Source organism: Janthinobacterium sp. GMG2 (genome assembly GCF_033949445.1).
Lineage (GTDB): Bacteria > Pseudomonadota > Gammaproteobacteria > Burkholderiales > Burkholderiaceae_D > Janthinobacterium > Janthinobacterium aestuarii.
The window spans coordinates 628,984-650,455 of the sequence record NZ_JAXAWA010000001.1 but is presented as its reverse complement, the minus strand read 5'-3'; the positions used below and the strand labels follow the sequence as shown (position 1 = coordinate 650,455).

Below are 21,472 nucleotides of genomic sequence, written 5' to 3'. Positions count from 1 at the left end.
TAAGACGGAACGGAAACCGAGTCAAGCACGATTCGTCAGGTGCGAGTGGGCGGCTGGCCCATGGCGCGCAGGAATTGCTGCTGCGACTCTTGCAGCTGGCCGTAACCGAGTTCGCGGTAGACGAGGCCATGGCGCGGCGCCAGTTCGGCCAGGATGCGCGCCAGCGCCGGGTAGTGGCGGTGATTCCAGGTGGGGAACAGGTGGTGCGTGAGGTGCAGGTTCAAGCCGCCCAGCCAATAGCCTAGCCAGCGCAGCGCGCGCGGTTTCGGCGTCCAGTCGCAGGCCGTATAAAACGTGTGCTGGTACCAGTCGTGCGGCAAGGTGCCGTCCGCGCCCGGCTGGAAAAATTCCACTTCGGCCCAGTGCGTGCCGAGGATCAGCGCCACCAGCGCGCACGAGGCGATCATCTGGCCCAGGAAATACGCGCCCAGCACCACGTTCCAGGCTATGCCGTGCTGCTGCAGCACCCACATGGGCAGCGCCAGCACCAGCGCCACGTGGCCCAGCTTCCAGCCGAGGAACGACAGCCAGCCGCGCCAGCCCTGCAAGCGGCTGTGCGCGGCCACGGGCGTCTTGCCGAAGCGGTCCAGCCAGTCGCCATACCAGTTCAGGTACGGCAGCGACAGGGCCGCCACCACGGGCCAGTACAGGTATTGATAGCGGTACTGGGGCGACCAGCGTTGAAACGGCGTCTGGCGCAGGAAGGGGTTCGGCTCCGTATCGAGGTCATAGCCTTCCACGTTCGCATACGTGTGATGGAAGTGCACGTGGCGGATGGTCCAGAAATCCGTGTCCACGCCCACGGGCAAGCCCACCAGGCGTATCAGCACGCGGTTCAGGAATCCCCGGCGGAAGACGGCGCTGTGGGCCGCGTCATGCAGGGTATTCATGGCCAGCGCCATGGCCGCGACCAGGCAAGCGACATAGCTGGCGACAAACGGCCAGGTGCTGCCAGCATTCAGCGCCAGCGCATACAGCCCCACCGTCAGCGCGGCCAGGAACACGGTTTTCGCATGCAGACGCCAGTCGCCGAAGCGGTGCGTTCCTTCATCCGTCAGGTAAGCGTCGGCGCGGGCGCGCAATTCGCGGCGGAAGGCCGAATCGCGGGCGGGCTGAAAGCGCAGCGGCGGCAGCGAAGGCACAGGCTGCGTCACGCGCGCGTCCCCGCTGCCGCCGGCCACCACAGGCGGCGCGCGCCATCGAGGCCATGCGCCAGCAGCGCGGCCAGGAAGACCATGCCCCACACGTCGCGCACGCCATACCAGCCCATATACAGGGCCGGCATGGCCAGCGCGATGGCAACCCAGGCGATGGCGCCCCAGCGGCGCGCATCCGACAGACCGCCCAGCGCCAGGGTGCCGCCGAAGATCAGCGCGAACAGAATCGCCTGCTGCGCGCCAGCCAGCACCGCTTCATGGTTGACGTAATAGATCACGAGACCGAACAGAATCACGCCGCCGGTGCCGATGAACAGCTCGGGCACGTGGAAGGTGCCGCGCGACTGCCAGTGGGGGAAACGCGCACGCAGCCATGTAAATAGTTTGCCGTTGCTGGCCAGCAGCGGGTTGTGCGTGGGTGTCATGCCCTTCACGCCATAGCGCATTTCCACGCCCTCGAGTTCGGGCTGGAAGCTGCCGAACAGCCTGTCCCACAGCAGCAGGGTGCCGCCGAAATTGCGGTTGATGTAGCGTTTATCGGTGCCGTGATGCACGCGGTGGTGCGAGGGCGTGACCATGAAACGATCGAGGATGCCGGACTTGTTCACCAGCGCATTGTGGTTATAGAACTGCACCGTGTAATGCAGCGACGAGACGACAAGGAAGATTTCCAGCGGCACGCCCAGCACGGCCAGGATGGCGATGAAGGGGAAATTCGTCAGCGACGAATACCAGGAATTGCGCACGCCCAGCGACAGGTTGAAATGCTCGCCCTGGTGGTGCACCACGTGCACGGCCCACAGCAAAGGAATCTTGTGGTGCAGCCGGTGCATCCAGTAAAAGCACAGGTCCCAGGCAAAAAAAGCGAATATCCATTGCGCCACCACGGGCCACTGGTCGACGATGTGCAGGTTCGCATGGCGCAGCAGCAGGGCGAAGGCCGCCACTTCCACGCCGCGGAACACCCACATCAGGATGTGGCCGGAATTGAGGTTGAAGATCACGTCCTTCCACGGCACGGGCGTCTTGCGTACCCATTTGAGTATCAGCAGTTCGGCCAGCACGAAGGCCAGCATGATCAGGAACGACAGGGCAAATGGATTCATCATGGTGCGGTTTTGATGGAAACGGCGCGGCGGGCAGCCAAGGATACCTGCATTTTCGCCAGCATGCCGCCAGCGATGCCGACAAACAGGCCGGCGGCCAGGTCGATGCTCACGTGCCGGCGCAGCGCGATGATGGCGTAGCAGATAGCCACGCCCAGCACCAGGGCCAGCGCGGAACGAACCAGGTGGCGTTTGTCGCACAGGGCCCACGCGCACAGCAGGGTCAGGGCGCCGTGCAGCGACGGCAGGCAGTTTTGCGTGGAATCCGCCGCCTGCAGCATGCGCAGCGCCTGCGTGCTCCACGCGTTGCCCTCGCCCACGGGCGGGTAGGCGAGCGTGGTCGGATACAGCAGGAAGACCACGCCGCACAGGACGGCGGAAAGCGCCATGGCGCGCGCCAGCCAGCGCACGCGGGCCGCATCGGCAGCCAGGTAGGCGTACGGGATCAGGATGAAGAAGGACAGGTACAGCCAGATGGCAGAGTCGCTGTAGGGGATGGCGCGGTCGATGGCCGTTTCGGGCAGCAGTACCCCCTGCCCTTGCAGCAAATCGCTGGAAAAATACACGAGGCCGACGCTGCCCCAGCCAGCCAGCAAGTGCAGCAGGCGGGAATACAGCGTCATGGTGTCTACAGATTTCATGCGGTGGCAAGGCGCCGGATGCGGCGCCGTTTCATGGTGGGGTCAAAGGGAGGCAGTTCGCTGCTCGCCGTCCAGGCCAGGCTATCGACAGCCACGCCCAGGCCCTGCAGCACCGTTGCCAGGTGCGTGCGCAGGGCGGCCAGGCCCGCATCGTCCAGCGCCGCATGCAGCTGCAGGGCAGCTTCGCCCGTTTGCACCAGGCGGTAATCGGCATCGGCCGGCAAGGCTTGCGCAAACGCGCGCGTCAGCACGTCGGCAAACACGGCGACCGGTGAGCCGCCTTGCACAGATGGCAAGGATGGCAAGAACAACATATCGTCGCAGCGCCCTTCGATGCCATCGATGGCGCGCGTGGCGCGGCCGCACGGGCATGGCGCGGCGCGCGCGATCAGGATATCGTCCAGGCGGTAGCGCACGATGGGCTGCGTGATGCGCGTAAAGTCCGTAATCACGGGTACGAAGCGCCGTTGTTCCGCATCGAGCCACTGCGGCTCGATGTGCACGTATTCTTCGTTCAGGTGCAGCACGCCGTGCTCGCAGCTGCTGGCAAGGAAACCCTCGGTGGCCTGGTAGATTTCATGCACGGCGCCAAACGCCTGCACGATCAGCGAGCGGTCCTGCGCTTCCAGCACTTCGGCTACGGAGATGACTTTTTTCGGCGCCAGCGCGAGGCTGCCGTCGATGACGCGCAGGGCCAGCTGGCGCAGCACCTGGGCCGGCGCGACAATGACGGATGGCCGGTATTGCGCCAGCCGCGCGCACAGTGCGTCGAACGGTTCGAACAGATCGTAAAACGCAAAGGTCAGCCACGGCGAACGCACGGCCGTGTACAGATTGCTGTTCGCGCGCAGGAACAGCGCGACTCTTTCGCCGGAAAACAGGCCGTCGGGCAACGCCTTGGCCAGCATCACGCCCGCCCATTGCGCCTTTTCGCGGGGGCTGACGGTAAACACGGCGCGCCGCGACGAGGTGCCCGACGACAGGCCGACCGTGATGTCGCCCACGGCCGGCGTGAAGTCGCGGCTATGCTCGGCCGCCATGGCCGCGTCCATCGCCTGCGCCAGCGTCACCCCTTGCGTGTTCATGGCATCGAAATGCTCGAGCATCAGCGCCTTGTTCATCGTCGGCCACTGCGCCAGCGGCAAGTTGCGGTATGGGGCAAAGTAGCGGCTGCGCGCACACAGCGTGTCGATAAAACGGGCCAGTTGCCGCTGCTGGTAGACGGCCAACTGCGTGCGATCCGCAAAGCGCAAGCGGCGCGTGCGCCAGTACGACAGCAACAGCCAGACGATACGCTTCACGGGCGGCCCGCCACGGCAATGTAGTCGACCGTATCTTCGTGCGTGATGCGGATCTGCGCATTGCCCGACTGGTGCAACTGGTGCAGCCGGTTCAGGGTGGCGTAGTACGGCGCGCGCTTGTGCTGGATGATGAACGACAGTTCCGAGGGGCCGCGCAGTTGCTGGAAGCTTTCCGGCACCCAGGCCGCGTCCGACGCCAGCAGGGTCCAGCCGCCGTCCTGCAGCACGAAGGCGCCCAGATGGCCGATGGCGTGGCCGGGCAAGTCGACGATGTAGATCTCGCCCGTGCCGCTGACGTCGCGCCCGTGCGTGAATGGCAGCAGGGCCGCCGGCAAGGCCGTTTCGGGCACGCTTTCCACAAAGGCGAGGCGGTCGGCGATATCGTTCGGCAGCAGCTCGGGCACGAAGGCCTGGCGCACGGCGGCCACGCCGGACAGGCCGCGCACGGCGTCCCAACCCGTCTTGGACGCCATCAGCCGCGCGCCGGGAAAGTCGCGCATGCCGGCGATATGGTCGGCGTGAAAGTGCGACAGCAGCAGGGTGTGGATGTCGCCGGGCGAGACGCCATGCGCGCACAGCTGGCCCTGCAGCGACTCGTTCTCGTCGAAGAAAATCGGCGTCACCCACGCATACATGCGGTACACACCTTTCGACGTGGCCGCGCGGAAGTGCTCGGCGTAGCCGGTGTCCCACAGGTACAGGCCCGCGCGCGTTTCGATCAGGTAGGCGCGCGACGGGAAGCAGCGGCTGGCCAGCCCGCTGCCTTTCAGGACCATGCACGAAGGATGGGTGCAATGGCCGACGCGAAACGCGGTGATCCTAGCCATTGCGCTCCTTGCCCACCTTGTGCGCCGCCGCTTCCTGGCGCATCCACTGCGCAGTGCGGGCAATGCCGTCCTGCAGGCTGACGATGGGACGGTAGCCGAGCACCTTGCGCGCCTTGGCGTTATCGAGCGTCATGTCGAAACTGAGCGCGCCGATGCTGTAGGGCGTCAGCGATGGCTCGCGGCGCGTAAAACGCGAGGCGAACTGCATCAGGCGCGCGACCGCCGCCAGCACGCGGTAAGGCACGCTGACGATCTCGAACGGCTGCTGCAGATGGTCGCAGAACAGGGTGCGCAAGATGTCGCACAAGCGCGCCGGTTCGCCATTCGTGATGTTGAAGGCGGCGCCCGAAGCGATGGTCTTGTGCACGGTGGCCAGCCACATCGCATGCACGACGTTGTCCACATAGGTGACGTCGATGGTGGCCGCGCCGCCATTGGGCAACGGCAGCTTGCCGCCGCGCTCCTGCAGCACCCTCGCCAGGCGCGGAATCAGGACCTGGTCGTGCGGGCCGAAGATGGCGCGTGGTCGCAGGATCACGCACGTCATGCCGCGCTGGCGGTCGACGCACTCCTGCACCAATTTTTCCGCCATCGCCTTGCTGCGCGCGTAGGCGTTGACGAAGGCGTCGGGGCGGAAGGATTCCGGCACCTCGTAGCGGTTGCGGTAGTCGAAATAGATGGCCGGGGTGGAGATGTGCACGAAGCGCGCCACGTGCAGGCTGGCGGCCGCGCGCAGCAGCTGGGCCGTGGCCGTGACATTGGCGGCGATGAAGTCGCGTTCCGCGCCCCAGGGCGACGACAGCGCGGCGCAGTGCCAGACGGTGTCCATGCCGCGCACGAGTTCGTCGACCTGGCGCGGCGTGGCCTGCGCCAGGTCGAGCGCGACGAATTGCGCGCCCATGCGTTCGAGTTCGCGGCCCACGGCGGCGTTGCGGCCCGTGGCACGCACTTCCACGCCCTGCGCCAGCAGGGTGCGCACGGCATTGCGTCCCAGCCCGCCCGTCGCTCCCGTGACCAGTATCCGCCTCATCGCCCCACCTTCACAGGTCAAGTATCATGCCGCCGATGGTCAGGCCAGCGGCCGTGCCCATCATCAGCAAACGCTGGCCTGCCACGGCGCGCCCCGTCATCACCGCCTCGTGCAGGGCGGTGGGCAAGGACGCGGCCACCTGGTTGCCATGCGTTTCAAAGATCTTGATGATTTTAGCATCGGGAACGTCGAGGATGCGCGCCGCATGCGCGAGGCCCAGCGGGCTGGCCTGGTGCGGCACGACCACGTCGACCTTGTCCAGTCCCGCGCCCGACTCCTGCATCAATTCCGCCAGGAAATCCGGCATCACCTTGACGGCCAGGCGAAACACGGCCTTGCCATCCATGCGGAACAGGTAGTCGCCCGGTTCGCAGCCGTTGCGCGGGTTGCGCTCGGTGCCGCCGCCGCGGATTTCGCAGTAGCGCCGCCCTTCCGGATACGTGCCCATCTTGTAGGCGCGGATGCCCGCGCTGCCGTCGCCCCGCTCGACGATGACGGCGGCGGCGCCGTCGCCAAAGATCATCGACGCTTCCGGCTCGCTCCAGTCGACCCCGCGCGACGCGAGGTCGGACGAAACGATGGCGATACGCCGATAGGCGCCGCCGGCCAGCATCGACGCGGCCACGCGGAAGGCGGCCATGAAACTGAGGCAGCTGGCGTTGACGTCGAAGCTTTGCGTGCCTGGCGGCAAACCCGCATGTTCGGCCACGAAGCAGGCCGTATTCGGCAACGCCTGCTCGGGCACGCCGCAGGCGCAGATCAGAAGATCGATGTCGGCCGGACGCAGGCTGGCATTCTTCAGCGCATCGAGCAGAGCGGCGGCGCCCAGCTGGCTTTGCGACTCATCGGGCGCGGCGACAAAGCGCGACAGCACGCCGCTCTTGCGCAAGGTGTAGCCGGCCGGATGACCCAGTTTCAGGTCCAGGCTGGCGGAGGTAACGCTGTGCGACGGCACGGCCTTGCCCGTCGCGATCAGGCGAACTGGAATCATGTTGGCCTTAAAAAAGTAAAGTAAAAACGGTGGATGAAGGGTTCAGGCGCTAATCGCGGGCCAGCGGCGGCAATGCGACTCCGCAGTTCTTGCAGAAATTGGCATCGTCGTCGAGCCCTTCTTTCAGGCATGTGGGGCAGGTACGCGTGGTGACCAGCTTGGAGCTGCGCTGTACCGTCATCTCGGCGCTGATAATGCCGGTAGGCACTGCCAGGATGCCCCAACCCAGCAACATCATCAGCGAGGCGATGGTGCGCCCGATGTCGGTCTTCGGCGTGATATCGCCGAAACCGACCGTGGTCATGGTGCTGATGGCCCAGTATATCGACGTGGGGATACTGCTGAAACCGTTTTCCGGCCCTTCCACGACGTACATCACCGTGCCCAGCAGAAAGACCACCATCATGACGAATGACAGGAAAATGAGGATCTTGCGCCGGCTGGCCAGCAAGGCCCGCCCCAGCACCGTGTATTCATGCACATACGACGTGAGCTTGAGGATACGGAACATGCGCAGCAGGCGCAAAATGCGCACGTCGATCAGCACGTGCGCGCCCGGCAACAGCAAGCCGATGTAGGTTGGCACGATGGCCAGCAAGTCGATAACGCCGAAGAAACTCTTGGCGTAGCGCACCGGATGCTGCAGGCACGCCAGGCGGGCGAAGTATTCGATGGTGAATAAAATCGTGAAAAACCATTCGAGCGCCGTCAGCCAGGTGCCATAGCGCTGCGCCACGGAGGCGACACTGCTGAGCACGACCACCGTCACGCTGATCAGGATGGCGGCGATCAGCAGCAAATCGAAGGCGCGGCCCGTGCGCGTTTCCGCCTCGAAGATAACGGTGTACACCTTCTCGCGCCAGCCCCGCTCGGGCTTGCCAAATTTTTGCTGCGTTTCCTGCGCCGCCAGCTGCTGCGGCGTCAGGGGCGCCGCTCCGCTCTTCGTCGCGGCTTTCATGTGGTTGATGTGCTCATATACTATTATTGTATAGATAATTGACAAAGCACGGCGACACGCACTGTTGCGCTACGGCAGCACTACGATAGCTTTTTCGCCAGCAGCACGGCATTGCGCCGGTCGCGCTCGGCTTGCACGATGTCCGTCGTGCGCGCTTCCGACAGGCCCACCTCGTGCAATACCGTGGCCGTCAGCTGCAGCGCCGACTCCAGCGCCTCGGGCACGACCAGGGTGGCGCCCGCCAGTATCAGGGCCACGGCATGCGCCTCGTCACGGGCCCGCGCATACACGGGCAGCTGCGGATATTCGCGGCGGATCGATTTCACGGCATGCAGCACGGAGGCCGCATGGTCCATCGTCAGCACGACGGCGGCAGCCCGGTCCGCATTCACCTTTTGCAACAGTTCCGCGCGCGACGCATCGCCGAAATACACGGGGAAACCGCGCGGATGCAGGGTCGTCACCAGGCGCGCATCGTTTTCAATCGCCACATACGCGATATCCTGCTCCGTCAGCACCTTGGCCAGCAACTGCCCCACCCGGCCGAAACCGGCAATGATGACGGTGCTGCCCTGCGGCGGCAGCGCGCCATGCGCCAGGTCGGCCAGCTGATGGTGGTGGCGCTGTTCCCACCAGTTGCCGAACGCGCGCGCCGCCTTGGCCAAGGCCGGCGTGGCAAACAGGCTCAGGCCCACCACCAGCATGACGAACTGCGCCACCTGAGGGCCGATCAGCTTGGTGCCGAGCGCATACGCGACGACGATGAAGGCGAATTCGCCGCCCTGACCCAGCAGCACGCCCGTTTCCACGGCGCGCCCCCAGTGAAAGCCGCCGATGCGGAAAATCACGCTGATGACGAGGGTCTTCAGCGCAAACAGGCTCAGCACGGCCAAGGGAATCAGCACGGGCGACTTGAGGATTTCGCGTACGTCGATCTGCATGCCCACAGACATGAAGAACAGTCCCATCAGCAAGCCCTTGAAGGGCTCGATCGTCACTTCCACTTCGTGGCGAAATTCCGTTTCCGCCAGCAGCAGGCCGGCCAGCAAGGCGCCCAGCGCCATCGACAGGCCCGCCAGATACGTCAGGCCGGCGATGCCCAGGGTACTGAGCAAGGTCAGGGCCATGAACACGTCGGGCTGGTGCTTCTTGACAAAGAACTGGAACAGCGGGCGGATCACGCGGCGTCCCAGCAGATAGATGAGCAGGATGGCGCCCGCCGATTTCACGGCCGCAAAGCTGAGCAGGTAGGCCAGGTCGTCGCTGCGCCCGCTGGCGAACACGTCGATCAGGATGAACAGCGGCACCACCATCAAATCCTGGAACATCAGAATGGAAAAGCCCGCCTGGCCGGCCGGCGTCTGCAAAGAACGCTGATCGGTCAGCAACTGCATCACGACGGCCGTCGACGACAGCGACAGCACCAGGCCCAGCACGATGGACGCTTCCAGCGACAGGCCAAAGTAGTAGGCCACGCCGCCGATCAGGCAAGCGCTGACGGCCACCTGCCCCACGCCCGCGCCGAACACCCAGCGCCGCAGCGCCCACAGCCGTTCCGTCGACAGCTCCAGGCCGATCATGAACATCAAGAACATCACGCCCAGCTCGGCCAGGCCGCTCACCTGCTCGGCCCGCACGAACGAGAAATACGTCAGCCACGTAAAATCGCCGGCCCACAGGCCGAAGCCGAACGGGCCGAACAGGGCGCCCACGGCCAGGAAGCCCAGCACCTGGTTGACCTTCAGGCGTTGCAATAGCGGGATAAAAATCCCGGCCAGGGCGAGAAACAGCAGGGTTTCTCGCAAATACGGTAAGGCGTGCTGCTCTTCCAAAATAATCCTAACTTAATGATATCCATGCCGAATTGGCAATTATTGCATGCTGGGTCGTGGCAAAACAGGCGCACCCGCGATATTTTTTGCCTAAAAGCAACACAGCCGTTCTCTATTTCGGCGGCGCCAGCATGTCCGCGCGGGGACGGTCCCAGCCCGGCACGTAGGCGGGGCATGGCCGGCTGCGGAACTGTTGCAATTCGACCGTGGTGAAATTGGGCTGCATGCCAGGATTGAAACGCACGTCCGTCAGCTTGTCGGCATTCAATCTGGGCATGCGCGCAAAGCGGAACCAGGCGTCCACATAGCAATTGTCTTCCTGCAAGGCGCGCAAGGCGGCCAGGCTGCCCGCCGCCCGGGCGGACACGGCGATGCCGGGCGCCAGTTGCTGCTCCTTCTTGCCCGTCTCGGCCAGCCCGGCCGGGCAGGCGGCGGGCGCCAGCGATGCGGGCAGCAGGCTCAGGGTGCCGCGCCGCAGGGTGTACACGTCCGTCTTGCTGTCGAGCGAGACATAGATCCAGCACAGCGGATTGCTGGGGAAGGCCGTCATCGACACGTCCCACACGCGCGTGCCGGGATCGAGCCGCTGCACGGCCGCCTCGATGCGCGTACGGCCGAGGGCCGACGCCACGCCCTGCGTACCGATGAAGGTGGCGGCCAGCGCGAAAGCCAGCAGCAATGGACCGCGTCCCCGTTCGCCGGCCCGTCCCTGCAGCACGGCCAGGATCACGCCCAGCCCCAGCAGCACGGCCAGCGAGGCGGGCGCCAGATAGGTTTTATAGGTAAAGAAACACAGGGCCGCCGCCAGCCCCGCCAGCAGCACGCTTTTGACGATGCCGTAGCGCAAGGACATGATCACGGGCACGCCCAGCAGCACCCAGAACATCGGTTCGACAATGAAGACCATGTCGCCATACAGCCAGCGGCTGTCAAACGGATAGAACGGGTGCAAGCCATAGGAATTGAGGAAATCCATGCTCATGTGCAAGCAGAATCCCAGCAGCAGACAAGCTGCCAGGCCGATGCGGGCGGGCACGCTTTCCTTCAGCAGACGGCGCGCGCCCGGCCATAGCAGCCACAGCAGGGCCAGCAAGATCAGCGCCTGGGGCAAGGCCAGCAGCAAGGTATGCGTATGGCCACGGTGGTGCAGCATGTAGCCAAACGGGCGCGGCAGCAGCCGGGTCAGCACCAGGTCGAGATCGGGCGCGTTGCTGGCAAACCATGCTGTAAAGAGAAACAGCGCACGCCGGGTGCGCTGTGCGGGGGCTTGCGGCTCGGGCGGCAGGCTGCGGTGTACCAGTTCGCCGACCCCGAGGCCGATGACCGAATGCGTAATATTATCCATCGGGCAATTTTACAGGATGCGGCCACCCCAAGAGCAAAGGCTGGGGTCGTACCCTCAGGTTACGACTCCGGATTCTGCCATTGGGTTTGTTCAATCAAGCGGCTACAGCGCCTGTAAATCTTCCCCGCGCATGCCCACCAGCAAGGCGCGGCCATCGGGCAGCACGCGGAACTCGCCATAGCGTGCCTTTTCCCAGCGCGCCGCCTCGCCTTCCTTGAAGAACCAGGCATCGCTGACCAGCACCCAATTCCCATCCTTCGGCGTCAGCTCGAGCAGGAATTCGCCGGGCGCCAGCGCCTCTTTGGTGTACGGGCGCAACAGTTCCGCCACGCCGCGCGCATCGCGCCGGGCCACGACGAAGGGCCGGCCGGGCGCCCGCTCCACGCTGGCCAGGGTGCTCAGCACGCCCAGATTGACGAAATTGAGGCGCATGTAGTCGCCCTGCATCAGCGAGCGGGGATCGACGGGTTCCAGCGCCACGAAGATTGCTTCCCCCTTGGCAATCAGCTGCTCTTTTTGCCAGATGCCGCCATTGGCGACCAACAACACCAGCAGCAACCCGCCCAGCACGCCCAGGCGCGCGGCGCGGCGCTCAAGCGCCACGTCCGCCGGTTTGTTTTCCACCAGGTGCAGCACGGCGCCGCGCGTGGCCAGCCAAGACAGCGCGCACAGCACGGCGCCCGCGATCGCCAGCAGCGCCGCCTTGCTGGCCAGCGGCCACGCCAGTTGGTAATAAAAGCTGCCGATGATCCACGCCGCCGCCAGCGCGGCCGCCACGGCCACGCGCGAACGCCCGCTCGTCACGCAATACGCAAGGATCAGCAGCACCGGACCCAGTGCCGGCATGAACCACGCCAGCACGATCAGCACCAGCGCCACACCGATGGCGGGCAACTGGCGCAGCGCGGGCCAGCGCCACCCCGTCCAGGCAGCAGCGGCTGCGGCCAGCACGAGCGACACGCCATTCAAGGCCTGCGCATACCAGGCAATACCCTGGTGCCGGGTCACTTCGCGCGCCACTTCGCCGGCAAAGCCACCGCCCAACGCGCCGCCCAGCATGAAGGTCATGCCGGACCAGAAGACCAGCCCCAGCAGGATCGCCAGGACCCACCCCGTCGACAGCGATTCCAGGAAGGCGGCGACGGGCGCGCCGCGGCCGTCATTGAACGCTTGTTTCTGCAGCCAGTGTGCGGCCAGCCAGAAGGCCAAGGCCAGCATCCAGGCGAAATACAGTTCCGTGGGATCGTTTTCGAAAATCCAGTCACGCGTGCTATCGACGATGCCCAGCCCCAGCAAGCCGCAGGCGACCAGTCCCAGCAGCACGCGCAGCCAGTCGCGCGGCAAGGCGGCGGCCACCACCAGGCACGCCAGGCACAGCAGCAGCGACGCCGTCTGCGTGGAATAGTCGCGGTACAGGGCATAACCGAGCAAGCCGCCGCCCACGAGCAGGCAGGGCACTGCCAGTTGCTCGACAAACAGCGCCACGCCGCGCGTGCGGATCAGCAGCACAGCCACGACCAGCACGATGGCGGCCACGACATACGCGCCGGGACCGTGGCGCACGACGCTTTCCAGCCCCACGCCCAGCGCAATCATCAGGGGAATGGCGGCCAGCCAGGCGCCGAAGGCCGTCATCAGCACCAGCGGCCACGGCCGAACATCCTGCACGGGACGGGTGGCGTTGGGCGGCAGCAGGCCCGCGCGCGTGGCGTCGTCGATCAGGGTGGCGAGCGCATCGGTTCGTTGAGTATTGATATTGCTCATGCCGCCTCCCGGCGCGTGCGCCACAGTATGCCTTGCACGGTCAGCGCCAGCAGCACGGCGGCCAGCAAGCCCAGCACGGTCAGCGCGCCGACGCCATCGCCATGCCCGTTGAACAGCACGTGCGTCAGCCCTCCCACCAGCAAGGTGTTGATACCGAGCGCCACGGCGCTCAGGCCGAACACGTCAAAGAACCGGCCCGTGGCCAGCAGGACGCCGGCGACGAGCAGCAAGCCCAGTCCGGCCCAGTACGGCGACTCGATCTCATTGCCGAACAGGGCGCTGACGGCCGTGCCCGTGATGAGGATGGTGGCCAGCACCAGGCCCAGGCGCAGGGCCCAGCTGCTCGCGCCCGTCCAGCGCGCCAGCAGGGGGGAGACAAACGCACAGGCAAGCAGCACGGCCAGCCAGCCGCTGAGGAAAATGCTCAGGTCGGACGAATCGATGCGCCAGCTATGGCGCACATGGGCCTGCATCCACAGCGTGACGGCCGTCGACAGTACCAGCATCCATGGCGTCCACAGCACGTCGCTGCGCGCGACAAAACACAGGGGCAAGGCCAGCACGGCCCACAGGGCGAACAGCTGCCACGGATCGGCGCCCGTCTGGTAGGTCTGGCCGAAATACGCGAACAGGCCGCCGATGGCCAGCAAGGCCAGCAGCAACAAGGGAACGCGCGCCTTGGGCACGGCAAACGCGCCCACGCAGGCGGCGGCAAACATGCCTTGCAGCAAGGCAAAGCGGCCCATGCGGCCGTAGTCTTCCCAATTGGCGGCCACCCAGCAGATCAGGCCCATGCCCAGCAAGGCGGCGCCCAGCACGGCCACACCGCGCGGCAGCCAGTGGGCCAGGCGCGCCGGTTCGCGCTGAAAACCGGCCACTTCCTGCAACTGCCTGGTTTGTTGGGCATCGAGCGCATGGGCCGAGGCGAGTTGGTACACGGCGAGGCGTAAATCCATCGTCTGCTTTCTATTGATTTTTAGTATGGAAAGAAAGTGTCAGCGCTCGACGCTGACGCCGCGCCAGAAGGCGACGTGGCCGGTAATTTGCTTGGCGGCATCCTTGGGCTGGGGGTAATACCAGGCCGCGTTGGCATTGACCTGGCCGTCGACGACGAGGTCATAATAGCTGGCCGTGCCCTTCCACGGGCAGACGCTCGTGTGGCTGCTGGGACGCAGGTAGTCCTGCGTCACCGCAGACAAAGGAAAATATATATTGTTTTCAACGACTTGCACCTGCGCATCGGTCGCTTGCGCGATGACGGCGCCATTCCAGCGGGCTGTTGGCATTTGGCTATCCTCCTTCACTGCGGAGTGTAGCCGAAATTAACCGTCATGGCGCGCGCCATTGGCGCCTGGTTCAGGCGCCGGCGATGATCTGGCGCAAGGCTTGCTCGAACACCTCAGGCGGCTGGCCGCCGGAAATCAAATGGCGCTCGTTGATGATGACGGCCGGCACCGAGTTGATGCCGTTCTGCTGGTAGAACTGTTCCTGCGCGCGCACCTCGTCCGCATAGGCGCCGGATGCCAGGACGTCGGCCGCTTTCACGGTGTCGAGCCCCACCTTGCCGGCCACGGCCAGCAGCACCTCGTGCGAGGATGGATCCTGCCCTTGCGTGAAATAGGCATCGAACAGCGCCATCTTGAGTTCCTTCTGCCGCCCTTCCAGGGCGGCCCAGTGCAGCAGACGGTGGGCATCAAACGTGTTGTAGATGCGGCCGCGCTTGTCCATGGCGAAGGTAAAGCCCAGCTGTTCGCCGCGCGCCCGGATCGCTTCGCGCGATTGCGCCATCTGTTCCGGAGTGGAACCGTATTTGCGGGCGATGTGTTCGCCGACATCCTCGCCTTCGGGCGGCATATTGGCGTTCAGCTCGAAAGGCTGGAAGTGGATGTCGGCCTGGACGGTGTCTTGCAGCTTGTCCAGCGCCTGCTCCAGCGATTTCAGGCCGACCACGCACCAGGGGCAGGAAACGTCGGAAACGAAATCGATACGGACGGGAGTGGGAGTGGAAACAGTCATGGTGGGCAGCCTTTGCGCGAGTCGGTGGCGGCCGCACCGCGCGGCGCCGCAAGGTTGGGGTCAGACCCGGCGGGTCTGACCCCGGCATTTTACTTTTTCTTGACGGGCGCCTTGGCCGCATCCTTCTTGCCGCCGATCTTGCTTTCCTTGCCAGAGAGCAAATTCGCGATGTTCTGGCTGTGGCGGTAAGCGAGCAGCACGCTCATGACGATGACGGACAGCAAGATGGGATCGACGCCGAACAGCAAGCCATAGTAAAACGGCGCGAACAGGGCCGCCACCAGCGCTGCCAGCGAAGAATAGCGAAACGCGTAGGCGATGATCAGCCAGGTGGCCAAGGTCGCCAGGCCCAGCCATGGGTTGATGCCCAGCAGCACGCCGAGGGCCGTCGCCACGCCCTTGCCGCCGACGAAGCGGAAGAACACGGGCCACAGATGGCCGAGGAAGACGGCGATGGCCACCAGGGCCACGGCCGTGTCGCCCACGCCCAGCGCGCCGGCAAAATGGTCGGCCAGGAACACGGCCAGCCAGCCCTTGGCGCCATCGCCCAGCAGGGTCATGATGGCGGCGCCCTTGTTGCCGCTGCGCAGCACGTTGGTGGCGCCCGGATTTTTCGAGCCATAGGTGCGCGGATCGGCAATGCCGTAGACCTTGCTCATCACCACGGCAAACGATATCGAGCCGAGCAAGTAAGCGGCCACTGTCATTGCCACGGTTGTGATTACTGGATTCATTTCTTCCCTTTATTGTGTTTATTACACCAGCATCGAGGCTGGCGCAGCAGAATATACACCAGCGCCCCGCCTACGGACAGGGCGGGGACTGGTTTTCTTAATCCTGCAAGGCGCACTGCACCGGCTTGGCTTGCAGCAAATCAACAAGCACCTGCGGCGCCAGCGAGACGAGGAAACCGCGCCGCCCGCCATTGATGTAGATGCGCGGCAAGTCCAGGATCGATTGCTCCACGTACACGGGCATGGCCTTCTTCGTGCCGAACGGCGACGTGCCGCCGATCATGTAGCCAGAATGGCGCTGCGCCACGTCGGGCTTGCACGGCTCGACGGATTTGCAGCCGATGGAGCGCGCCAGGTTCTTGGTCGACACCTTGCAATCGCCATGCATGAGCACGATCATCGGCTTGGCCGCCTCGTCCTGCATCACCAGGGTCTTGATCACGTCGTGTTCGGGCACGCCAAGTTCGCGCGCCGACACGCTGGTGCCGCCGTGCTCTTCGTACGGATACGGGTGTTCTTCGAAGGAAACTTGATGCTTGCGCAGCAACTGCGTCGCCTGGGTTTCGGAAATATGCTCTTTTTTAGCCATGCGTGATACGCTGATCGTTCAGTGAGGAGTGCTAATTATGCAGGAAGAAATCCGCTTTGCCACATTCAATGTCTGCAACCTTGCCCCCGCCGGGGCGAAATTGTATGACAACCTGGAACCGTTGAGCCCGGCGCAATACGCAGCCAAGGCGGAGTGGACGGCGCGGCAGATCGACCTGCTCGACGCCGACGTGATCGGCTTCCAGGAAATTTTCTCGCAAGCGGCCCTGCGCGACGTGCTGTCGCGCACGCGCCATTACCGCGAAGCCGCCGTGGCCGGTTACGACGCGATGGATATTGCCGGACGCATGCTGCCCACGGTGGCGCTCGTGTCGCGCCTGCCGCTGGTGGGCGCCGGTGTGGCCTGGGCGGACTTTCCCGCCGGCGTGAGCGTCTCCGCCGAGGACAACGCCTGCCGCTTCGCCCGCGCGCCCCTGCACGTGCAGGTCATCTTGCCTGGCGGACAACTCACGGACGTGGTCGTCGTGCACTTGAAATCGCGCCGGCCCGACTACCGCCATGGCGACGGCAACGATGCGGCCGCCTACGCGCTGGCCAACCTGCGCTCGCTGCAGCGGCGCGGCGCGGAGGCCGTGGCCCTGCGCGTGCTGGCAAGCGAACTGGGCCGTAGCGGCCGTCCCCGCATCGTGCTGGGCGACTTCAACGACATCGCCAATGCCGTCACCACGGCCATCGTCATGGGCGCGGGCGCGCCGTGCGAACCGCATGGTGACATGCCGGAAATGCGCGCGCGCCTGTACGACGCCAACGCCATCCAGCTGCGCCAGGATGCCTTGCGCCACGTGGGCTACACGAATATCCACGACAGCGCCTACATGACGATCGACCACATCCTCGTGTCCGAACATTTTCATCCTGCCTCGCCGCGCGCCATCGGCGTGCTGCAGGAAGTGACGTATCTCAACGACCATTTGCTGCTGGGCTTGCCGCATGCCTCCGACCATGGCCAGGTGCTGGCGCGCATCAGGCTGCTGGGAAATGTCCACTAATTAACTAATGCAACAACCTCGCCAGCGCGCTGCCCTCGACTTGCGCGCTGGCAAAGCGCCCCTGGTATTGCTGGCAGCCCTGCCCCCGCAAATACGCGAGTTGCTGCGCCGTTTCCACGCCTTCGGCGATCACCGTCAATTGCAGCTCGCGCGCCATGGCGATGATGGTGGCGGCGACGGCCGTGTCGGACTCGCCCGCCGCGCCGTCCGCGGCAGCGGGCAGGAACGAGGGGTCGATCTTGAGTTTGTCCACCGGATAATGGCGCAGATTGGCCAGCCGCGAATAGCCGGTGCCGAAGTCGTCGATGGCCAGTCTGGCGCCCAGCGCGCGCAGCTGCGCCAGCACGCCGGCCAGGCGCGCGCCGCCCTTCATCAGCAAGGCCTCCGTCACTTCCAGTTCGAGGCTGGCGGCAGGCAAACCGGACGCGGCCAGCGCTTCTTGTACGCTGAGCAATAAATTATTGTGCAGGCATTGCGCCGGCGACAGATTCACGGCTACGCGCCAGGCATGGCCCGCATCGTGCCAGGCGCGCGCGCGCAGGCAGGCGTGGCGCAGCACCCAGTTACCGATCGACACCATCAAGCCGCATTCCTCGGCCACGGCGATGAAGCGCTCGGGCGGCAGCACGCCCAATTGCGGGTGATGCCAGCGCAGCAGCGCTTCGGCGCCGAGGATCTGCCCGCTGGCCACATCGAGCGCGGGCTGGAACTCGAGCACGAATTCATCACGGCCCAAGGCTTCGCGCAAGCCTTGCTCCAGGCTGGCCCGCTCGACGATTTGCGCATTCATTTCGGCATTGAAAAACTGAAAATTGTTGCGCCCGTTTTCCTTCGCGTGGTACATGGCGATGTCGGCGTTGTGCACGAGGGTATCGATGCCGTCGCCATCGCTGGGAAAGATGGCCACGCCGATCGAGGTCGACACATGCAGTTCGTATTCGCCCAGCTGGTACACCTGCGTCACGGCATGCAGCAGGCTGGCCGCCACGTGGGCCACCTGGTCGATACCGCCCACCTCGGCCAGGATGATGACGAACTCGTCGCCGCCATGCCGGCTGACCGTGTCGACGCCGCGCACGCAGCGCACGAGGCGCCGCGCCACTTCCTTGAGCAGCAAGTCGCCCACGTGGTGACCCATGCTGTCGTTGATGTGCTTGAAGTGGTCGAGGTCCAGGTACAGGATGGCCAGCATGCTCAGCTTGCGCCGTGCGGCCGCCAGCGCCAGCGACAGCCGGTCCAGCAGCAGCACGCGGTTCGGCAAGTCGGTGAGGAAATCGTGCTCGGCCAGGTGGCGCGTGTGTTCCTCGTTTTTCTTGCGCTCGCTGATATCGCTGAGGATGGCCAGGTAATTGCTCAATTGCCCCTGCGGGTCGCGGATGGCCGTCAGCGACAGCCAGGCCGGGTAGCGCCCGCCCGCCTTGCGCTGGCCCAGGATGTCGCCTTGCCAATAGCCGTTCGCCTCGACCTCATCCCACACATGGTCGAAAAATGCGGGCGCGTCCGGCTCCACGCCGTGCAACACAAAAGGCTTGCCCAACATATCGTCCAGGCTGTAGCCGCTGATCTCGCTGTACGCGGGATTCATGCTGACGACGCGCTGCTGCGGATCCATCACGACGATGGCTTCGCGCGCATGTTCGACCACCTGTGCCGACAGGTACAAGGCCCGCTCGGCCAGTTTGCGCGAAGAAATATCGCGGATCACGGCATAAAACAGATAGGTGTGGTCGAGCGTGACGGACGTGAGCAGCACTTCGCCCCAGAACAGCTCGCCGGTGCACGTCTGATAGCGCCAGTCGTAGCGGCAGTTGCCGCCGGCATGGGCTTGCGCCGCCAGTTGCGTGCCGCGCAACGAGGACAATGCGCCATCGGGCTGGCGCAAGGGCGAAAAGTCGCTGAGGCGGCGCCCCAGCAGCCGTGGCCGGTCTTCGCATCGGAACAGGGCAATGGCGGCCGGATTCGCTTCAGCGATATGTTCGTCGCGCAGCAGCAGGATGGCGTCGGCCGATTTCTCGTACAACTGGCGGAAATTGTCGCCCATTAGCAACAAGGCGCCCTGCGCGGCGCCGTCGTGGCCGCTGGCCGTGATGTCGACATCGACACAGACCACTTGCCGCACACGGCCGGATTGGATGACGGGAAACACGGTGGAGCAGATGCAGCGCGGCGCGGCCCCGTCGGCAGCGAGCTTCCACAGGCGCGTACTGCGCGCCTTGCCGCTTTCCCACACGGCCGTCAGTTCGCCCGCCGCCTCCTCGGCCACGCTGGCGGCGCCGGGCAGCGCGGCGGCCACTGTGGCCCACGGCTGGCCCAGCGCCAATTCGGCCGCCACGCCATACAGGCGCGCCGCGCCAGCGCTCCAGTAGCGCACCATGCCGTCGCGGTCGATGCCGCGTACGGCCAGGCCGGGCGCCTGTTCGATGGCGGTAACAATGATCGACAGCAAATCGAGCGCCTTGCCGGCCGGCCCCGCCTGCGGTTCGGCCGCGGCCAGCAAACGGCCCGGCGACGGGGCGGCTCCGGCAATCCGATCAGACATCAGGCCCCCTGTGGCGCGGCCGCGCGGCAACCTGCAGGCGTATGGCCTGTCCGGTGGCGCAACCATCCCGACCATTCTTGCGCGCCGGCGAATCGGCTTCTTGAGGATGCGCAAGCATCGTGACGCGCATGGCGCGCATGCTGGCCGTGGTCTCCGGTCGCCGTTTTTTGCATTCCAGCCCCGATTTTGTGCAATCTGTCGCACGGCGATGGCGGCCCGGCTTGAATCTTCCTAAAGTGGCAACATGCGCATCGCCGTGAACGGCCGCAGCGGCAGGCGTGCTGTCTGCGGCCGCCACGGTGATGCGCTACCCGAATTCCCCCGGCCTGCCGCAGGCCGGCCGCACCGAGACCTGGCGCCGAACCCCTGCGCCGCTCCTGACTAAAAAACCTATGAAAAACGAGACCCTGCCCCCCGCCTCCCCCCTTGCCGCCACGCGCCGCCGGCGCTGGCGCACGCCCGTCTTGATCCTCGTCGTGCTGGGCCTGGCCGGCGGCGGCTGGACGGTGATGCAGTCGAAGCAGCAAGCCGCCAAGGCGGCCGAACAGCAGGCGAGCAAGAAGAAGGAGCAGGAAAAGACGCCCGTGCATGAACTGGCGCAGGGCGACGTGGCCGCCATCGATGCGCGCGCCCTCAGTATCAGCCTGCCCCTGTCCGGCTCGCTGGCGCCCGTGACCCAGGCCACCATCAAGGCCAAGGTTTCCGGCGTGATCGAGGCAACGACCTTGCAGGAAGGCCAGCAAGTAGCCAATGGGCAAATCCTCGTGCGCCTGGACGCGGCCGACCAGCGCGCCCGCCTGACGCAGCAGCAAGCCATGCTCGACGAAGCGCAGGCGCGCCTGTCGATGGCGAGCAAGAATGAAGCGAACAGCCAGGCGCTGCTCAAGCAAAAATACATTTCGCAGACGGCTTACGACACGACGCAAAACTCCGTCGACCTGGCGCGCGCCAACGTCAAGTCCGCCGCCGCCATGGTCGACATCGCCCGCATCGCGCTGGCCGACACGGTAATCCGCGCACCGATGGCCGGCATCGTCAGCAAGCGCCACCTGCAGGCCGGCGAAAAAGTCTCGCCCGACATGCCCGTCTACACCATCGTCAACCTGGCGCAGCTGACCCTGGAAGCGCCCGTGCCCAGCGCGGAAATCCCCCGCATCAAGCTGGGCCAGGATGTGCACTTCAAGGTCGACGGCTTCGGCGCGCGCGACTTCGCCGGCAAGGTCACGCGCATCAATCCCACCACCGAGAGCGGCTCGCGCGCCATGCTCGTCTACATCGCCGTCGACAATGGCGATGGCGCGCTGCGCGGCGGCATGTTCGCCAAGGGCAGCATCGTCACCGAGCGCTCGCCCGTGGCGCCGCTGGTGCCCCTGACGGCCGTGCGCAATGAAAAACAGGGCCCCGTCGTGTATGCGCTGGTCAACAACAAGGTCGTCGCCCAGCCCGTCACCCTGGGCTTGCGCAACGAGGATGAAGGCTATGCGGAAGTGACGTCCGGCCTAGTGCCGGGCGCGAAAGTCATCGTCGCCAAGCTCGATGGCGTGAAACCTGGCCACGGCGTGACCTTCGCCGCGCCCGCCGCCGCTCCCGCTCCCGCCGCGCCGGCAGCCGTGCTGGCACGGAAGGACTGAGC

General features: G+C 65.4%; 19 protein-coding genes. 2 read left to right on the top strand and 17 right to left on the bottom strand.

Annotation, left to right across the window (positions count from 1 at the left end; genetic code table 11):
• Positions 1–35: 35 nt before the first annotated feature.
• The 16 genes from SKZ59_RS02930 to ybaK form a co-directional block, all read right to left on the bottom strand.
• The gene (locus SKZ59_RS02930) at positions 36–1,154 is read right to left on the bottom strand and encodes an acyl-CoA desaturase (RefSeq protein ID WP_319990776.1); all 1,119 of its coding nucleotides are present in this window, start codon (positions 1,152–1,154) and stop codon (positions 36–38) included.
• A complete protein-coding gene (locus SKZ59_RS02925; protein WP_319990775.1) occupies positions 1,151–2,266 on the bottom strand; it encodes a sterol desaturase family protein in 1,116 nt (371 codons plus the stop codon). Before SKZ59_RS02925 ends, SKZ59_RS02930 begins: the two co-directional genes overlap by 4 nt.
• Positions 2,263–2,886, bottom strand: coding sequence for a phosphatase PAP2 family protein (locus SKZ59_RS02920; protein WP_319990774.1), 624 nt, complete (start codon positions 2,884–2,886; stop codon positions 2,263–2,265). The genes SKZ59_RS02925 and SKZ59_RS02920 overlap by 4 nt, the downstream gene beginning before the upstream one ends.
• 14 nt (positions 2,887–2,900) lie before the next feature.
• Positions 2,901–4,205 carry a F390 synthetase-related protein gene (locus SKZ59_RS02915; protein WP_319990773.1) on the bottom strand — a complete coding sequence of 435 codons (1,305 nt, stop codon included), beginning with the start codon at positions 4,203–4,205 and terminating at the stop codon, positions 2,901–2,903.
• Positions 4,202–5,032 carry an MBL fold metallo-hydrolase gene (locus SKZ59_RS02910; protein ID WP_319990772.1) on the bottom strand — a complete coding sequence of 277 codons (831 nt, stop codon included), beginning with the start codon at positions 5,030–5,032 and terminating at the stop codon, positions 4,202–4,204. The genes SKZ59_RS02915 and SKZ59_RS02910 overlap by 4 nt, the downstream gene beginning before the upstream one ends.
• On the bottom strand, positions 5,025–6,062 hold the full coding sequence (locus SKZ59_RS02905; protein WP_319990771.1) for an NAD(P)-dependent oxidoreductase: 1,038 nt from the start codon (positions 6,060–6,062) through the stop codon (positions 5,025–5,027). The genes SKZ59_RS02910 and SKZ59_RS02905 overlap by 8 nt, the downstream gene beginning before the upstream one ends.
• A 10-nt stretch (positions 6,063–6,072) precedes the next feature.
• A complete protein-coding gene (locus tag SKZ59_RS02900) occupies positions 6,073–7,053 on the bottom strand; it encodes a 3-oxoacyl-[acyl-carrier-protein] synthase III C-terminal domain-containing protein (RefSeq protein ID WP_034746931.1) in 981 nt (326 codons plus the stop codon).
• 49 nt (positions 7,054–7,102) lie between these two features.
• Positions 7,103–8,011 carry an ion transporter gene (locus SKZ59_RS02895; protein WP_034746928.1) on the bottom strand — a complete coding sequence of 303 codons (909 nt, stop codon included), beginning with the start codon at positions 8,009–8,011 and terminating at the stop codon, positions 7,103–7,105.
• A gap of 80 nt (positions 8,012–8,091) precedes the next feature.
• The gene (locus tag SKZ59_RS02890; RefSeq protein WP_034746925.1) at positions 8,092–9,843 is read right to left on the bottom strand and encodes a cation:proton antiporter; all 1,752 of its coding nucleotides are present in this window, start codon (positions 9,841–9,843) and stop codon (positions 8,092–8,094) included.
• A gap of 112 nt (positions 9,844–9,955) precedes the next feature.
• Positions 9,956–11,188: a metal-dependent hydrolase gene (locus SKZ59_RS02885; RefSeq protein WP_072455122.1), complete on the bottom strand. Its 1,233-nt coding sequence runs from the start codon at positions 11,186–11,188 to the stop codon at positions 9,956–9,958.
• A gap of 102 nt (positions 11,189–11,290) precedes the next feature.
• Entirely contained in the window at positions 11,291–12,952 is a 1,662-nt protein-coding gene (locus SKZ59_RS02880; protein ID WP_319990770.1) for a GDYXXLXY domain-containing protein, read from the bottom strand.
• On the bottom strand, positions 12,949–13,908 hold the full coding sequence (locus SKZ59_RS02875) for a DUF2157 domain-containing protein (protein WP_319990769.1): 960 nt from the start codon (positions 13,906–13,908) through the stop codon (positions 12,949–12,951). The genes SKZ59_RS02880 and SKZ59_RS02875 overlap by 4 nt, the downstream gene beginning before the upstream one ends.
• Positions 13,909–13,947: 39 nt before the next feature.
• Positions 13,948–14,238 carry a DUF427 domain-containing protein gene (locus SKZ59_RS02870; RefSeq protein WP_070301271.1) on the bottom strand — a complete coding sequence of 97 codons (291 nt, stop codon included), beginning with the start codon at positions 14,236–14,238 and terminating at the stop codon, positions 13,948–13,950.
• Between the two features lie 70 nt (positions 14,239–14,308).
• On the bottom strand, positions 14,309–14,968 hold the full coding sequence (locus SKZ59_RS02865; protein ID WP_034746914.1) for a DsbA family oxidoreductase: 660 nt from the start codon (positions 14,966–14,968) through the stop codon (positions 14,309–14,311).
• A gap of 89 nt (positions 14,969–15,057) precedes the next feature.
• Entirely contained in the window at positions 15,058–15,702 is a 645-nt protein-coding gene (gene plsY / locus SKZ59_RS02860) for a glycerol-3-phosphate 1-O-acyltransferase PlsY (protein ID WP_235194155.1), read from the bottom strand.
• A 97-nt stretch (positions 15,703–15,799) separates the two neighbouring features.
• The gene (gene ybaK, locus SKZ59_RS02855; RefSeq protein ID WP_034746908.1) at positions 15,800–16,291 is read right to left on the bottom strand and encodes a Cys-tRNA(Pro) deacylase; all 492 of its coding nucleotides are present in this window, start codon (positions 16,289–16,291) and stop codon (positions 15,800–15,802) included.
• 37 nt (positions 16,292–16,328) lie between these two features.
• Between ybaK and SKZ59_RS02850 the strand changes: the two genes are divergently transcribed.
• Entirely contained in the window at positions 16,329–17,300 is a 972-nt protein-coding gene (locus SKZ59_RS02850; RefSeq protein WP_319990768.1) for an endonuclease/exonuclease/phosphatase family protein, read from the top strand.
• 4 nt (positions 17,301–17,304) lie between these two features.
• Here the strand turns inward: SKZ59_RS02850 and SKZ59_RS02845 are convergent, their stop codons facing one another.
• Positions 17,305–19,839: an EAL domain-containing protein gene (locus tag SKZ59_RS02845; RefSeq protein WP_319990767.1), complete on the bottom strand. Its 2,535-nt coding sequence runs from the start codon at positions 19,837–19,839 to the stop codon at positions 17,305–17,307.
• A gap of 392 nt (positions 19,840–20,231) precedes the next feature.
• Here SKZ59_RS02845 and SKZ59_RS02840 point away from each other — a divergent pair, with 392 nt between their 5' ends.
• Positions 20,232–21,470 (top strand): efflux RND transporter periplasmic adaptor subunit, encoded by a 1,239-nt coding sequence (locus tag SKZ59_RS02840; protein WP_319990766.1) that lies wholly within the window; start codon positions 20,232–20,234, stop codon positions 21,468–21,470.
• Positions 21,471–21,472 lie beyond the last annotated feature (2 nt).

Excerpts from the sequence above, each read along its gene's own strand:
- SKZ59_RS02875 (WP_319990769.1), bottom strand. The coding sequence starts at position 13,908 with ATGGATTTACGCCTCGCCGTGTACCAACTCGCCTCGGCCCATGCGCTC.
- SKZ59_RS02895 (WP_034746928.1), bottom strand. The coding sequence starts at position 8,011 with ATGAAAGCCGCGACGAAGAGCGGAGCGGCGCCCCTGACGCCGCAGCAG.
- SKZ59_RS02880 (WP_319990770.1), bottom strand. The coding sequence starts at position 12,952 with ATGAGCAATATCAATACTCAACGAACCGATGCGCTCGCCACCCTGATC.
- SKZ59_RS02885 (WP_072455122.1), bottom strand. The coding sequence starts at position 11,188 with ATGGATAATATTACGCATTCGGTCATCGGCCTCGGGGTCGGCGAACTG.
- SKZ59_RS02845 (WP_319990767.1), bottom strand. The coding sequence starts at position 19,839 with ATGTCTGATCGGATTGCCGGAGCCGCCCCGTCGCCGGGCCGTTTGCTG.
- SKZ59_RS02840 (WP_319990766.1), top strand. The coding sequence starts at position 20,232 with ATGAAAAACGAGACCCTGCCCCCCGCCTCCCCCCTTGCCGCCACGCGC.
- SKZ59_RS02925 (WP_319990775.1), bottom strand. The coding sequence starts at position 2,266 with ATGATGAATCCATTTGCCCTGTCGTTCCTGATCATGCTGGCCTTCGTG.
- SKZ59_RS02870 (WP_070301271.1), bottom strand. The coding sequence starts at position 14,238 with ATGCCAACAGCCCGCTGGAATGGCGCCGTCATCGCGCAAGCGACCGAT.
- SKZ59_RS02900 (WP_034746931.1), bottom strand. The coding sequence starts at position 7,053 with ATGATTCCAGTTCGCCTGATCGCGACGGGCAAGGCCGTGCCGTCGCAC.
- SKZ59_RS02920 (WP_319990774.1), bottom strand. The coding sequence starts at position 2,886 with ATGACGCTGTATTCCCGCCTGCTGCACTTGCTGGCTGGCTGGGGCAGC.
- SKZ59_RS02910 (WP_319990772.1), bottom strand. The coding sequence starts at position 5,032 with ATGGCTAGGATCACCGCGTTTCGCGTCGGCCATTGCACCCATCCTTCG.
- SKZ59_RS02850 (WP_319990768.1), top strand. The coding sequence starts at position 16,329 with ATGCAGGAAGAAATCCGCTTTGCCACATTCAATGTCTGCAACCTTGCC.
- plsY (WP_235194155.1), bottom strand. The coding sequence starts at position 15,702 with ATGAATCCAGTAATCACAACCGTGGCAATGACAGTGGCCGCTTACTTG.
- ybaK (WP_034746908.1), bottom strand. The coding sequence starts at position 16,291 with ATGGCTAAAAAAGAGCATATTTCCGAAACCCAGGCGACGCAGTTGCTG.
- SKZ59_RS02865 (WP_034746914.1), bottom strand. The coding sequence starts at position 14,968 with ATGACTGTTTCCACTCCCACTCCCGTCCGTATCGATTTCGTTTCCGAC.
- SKZ59_RS02905 (WP_319990771.1), bottom strand. The coding sequence starts at position 6,062 with ATGAGGCGGATACTGGTCACGGGAGCGACGGGCGGGCTGGGACGCAAT.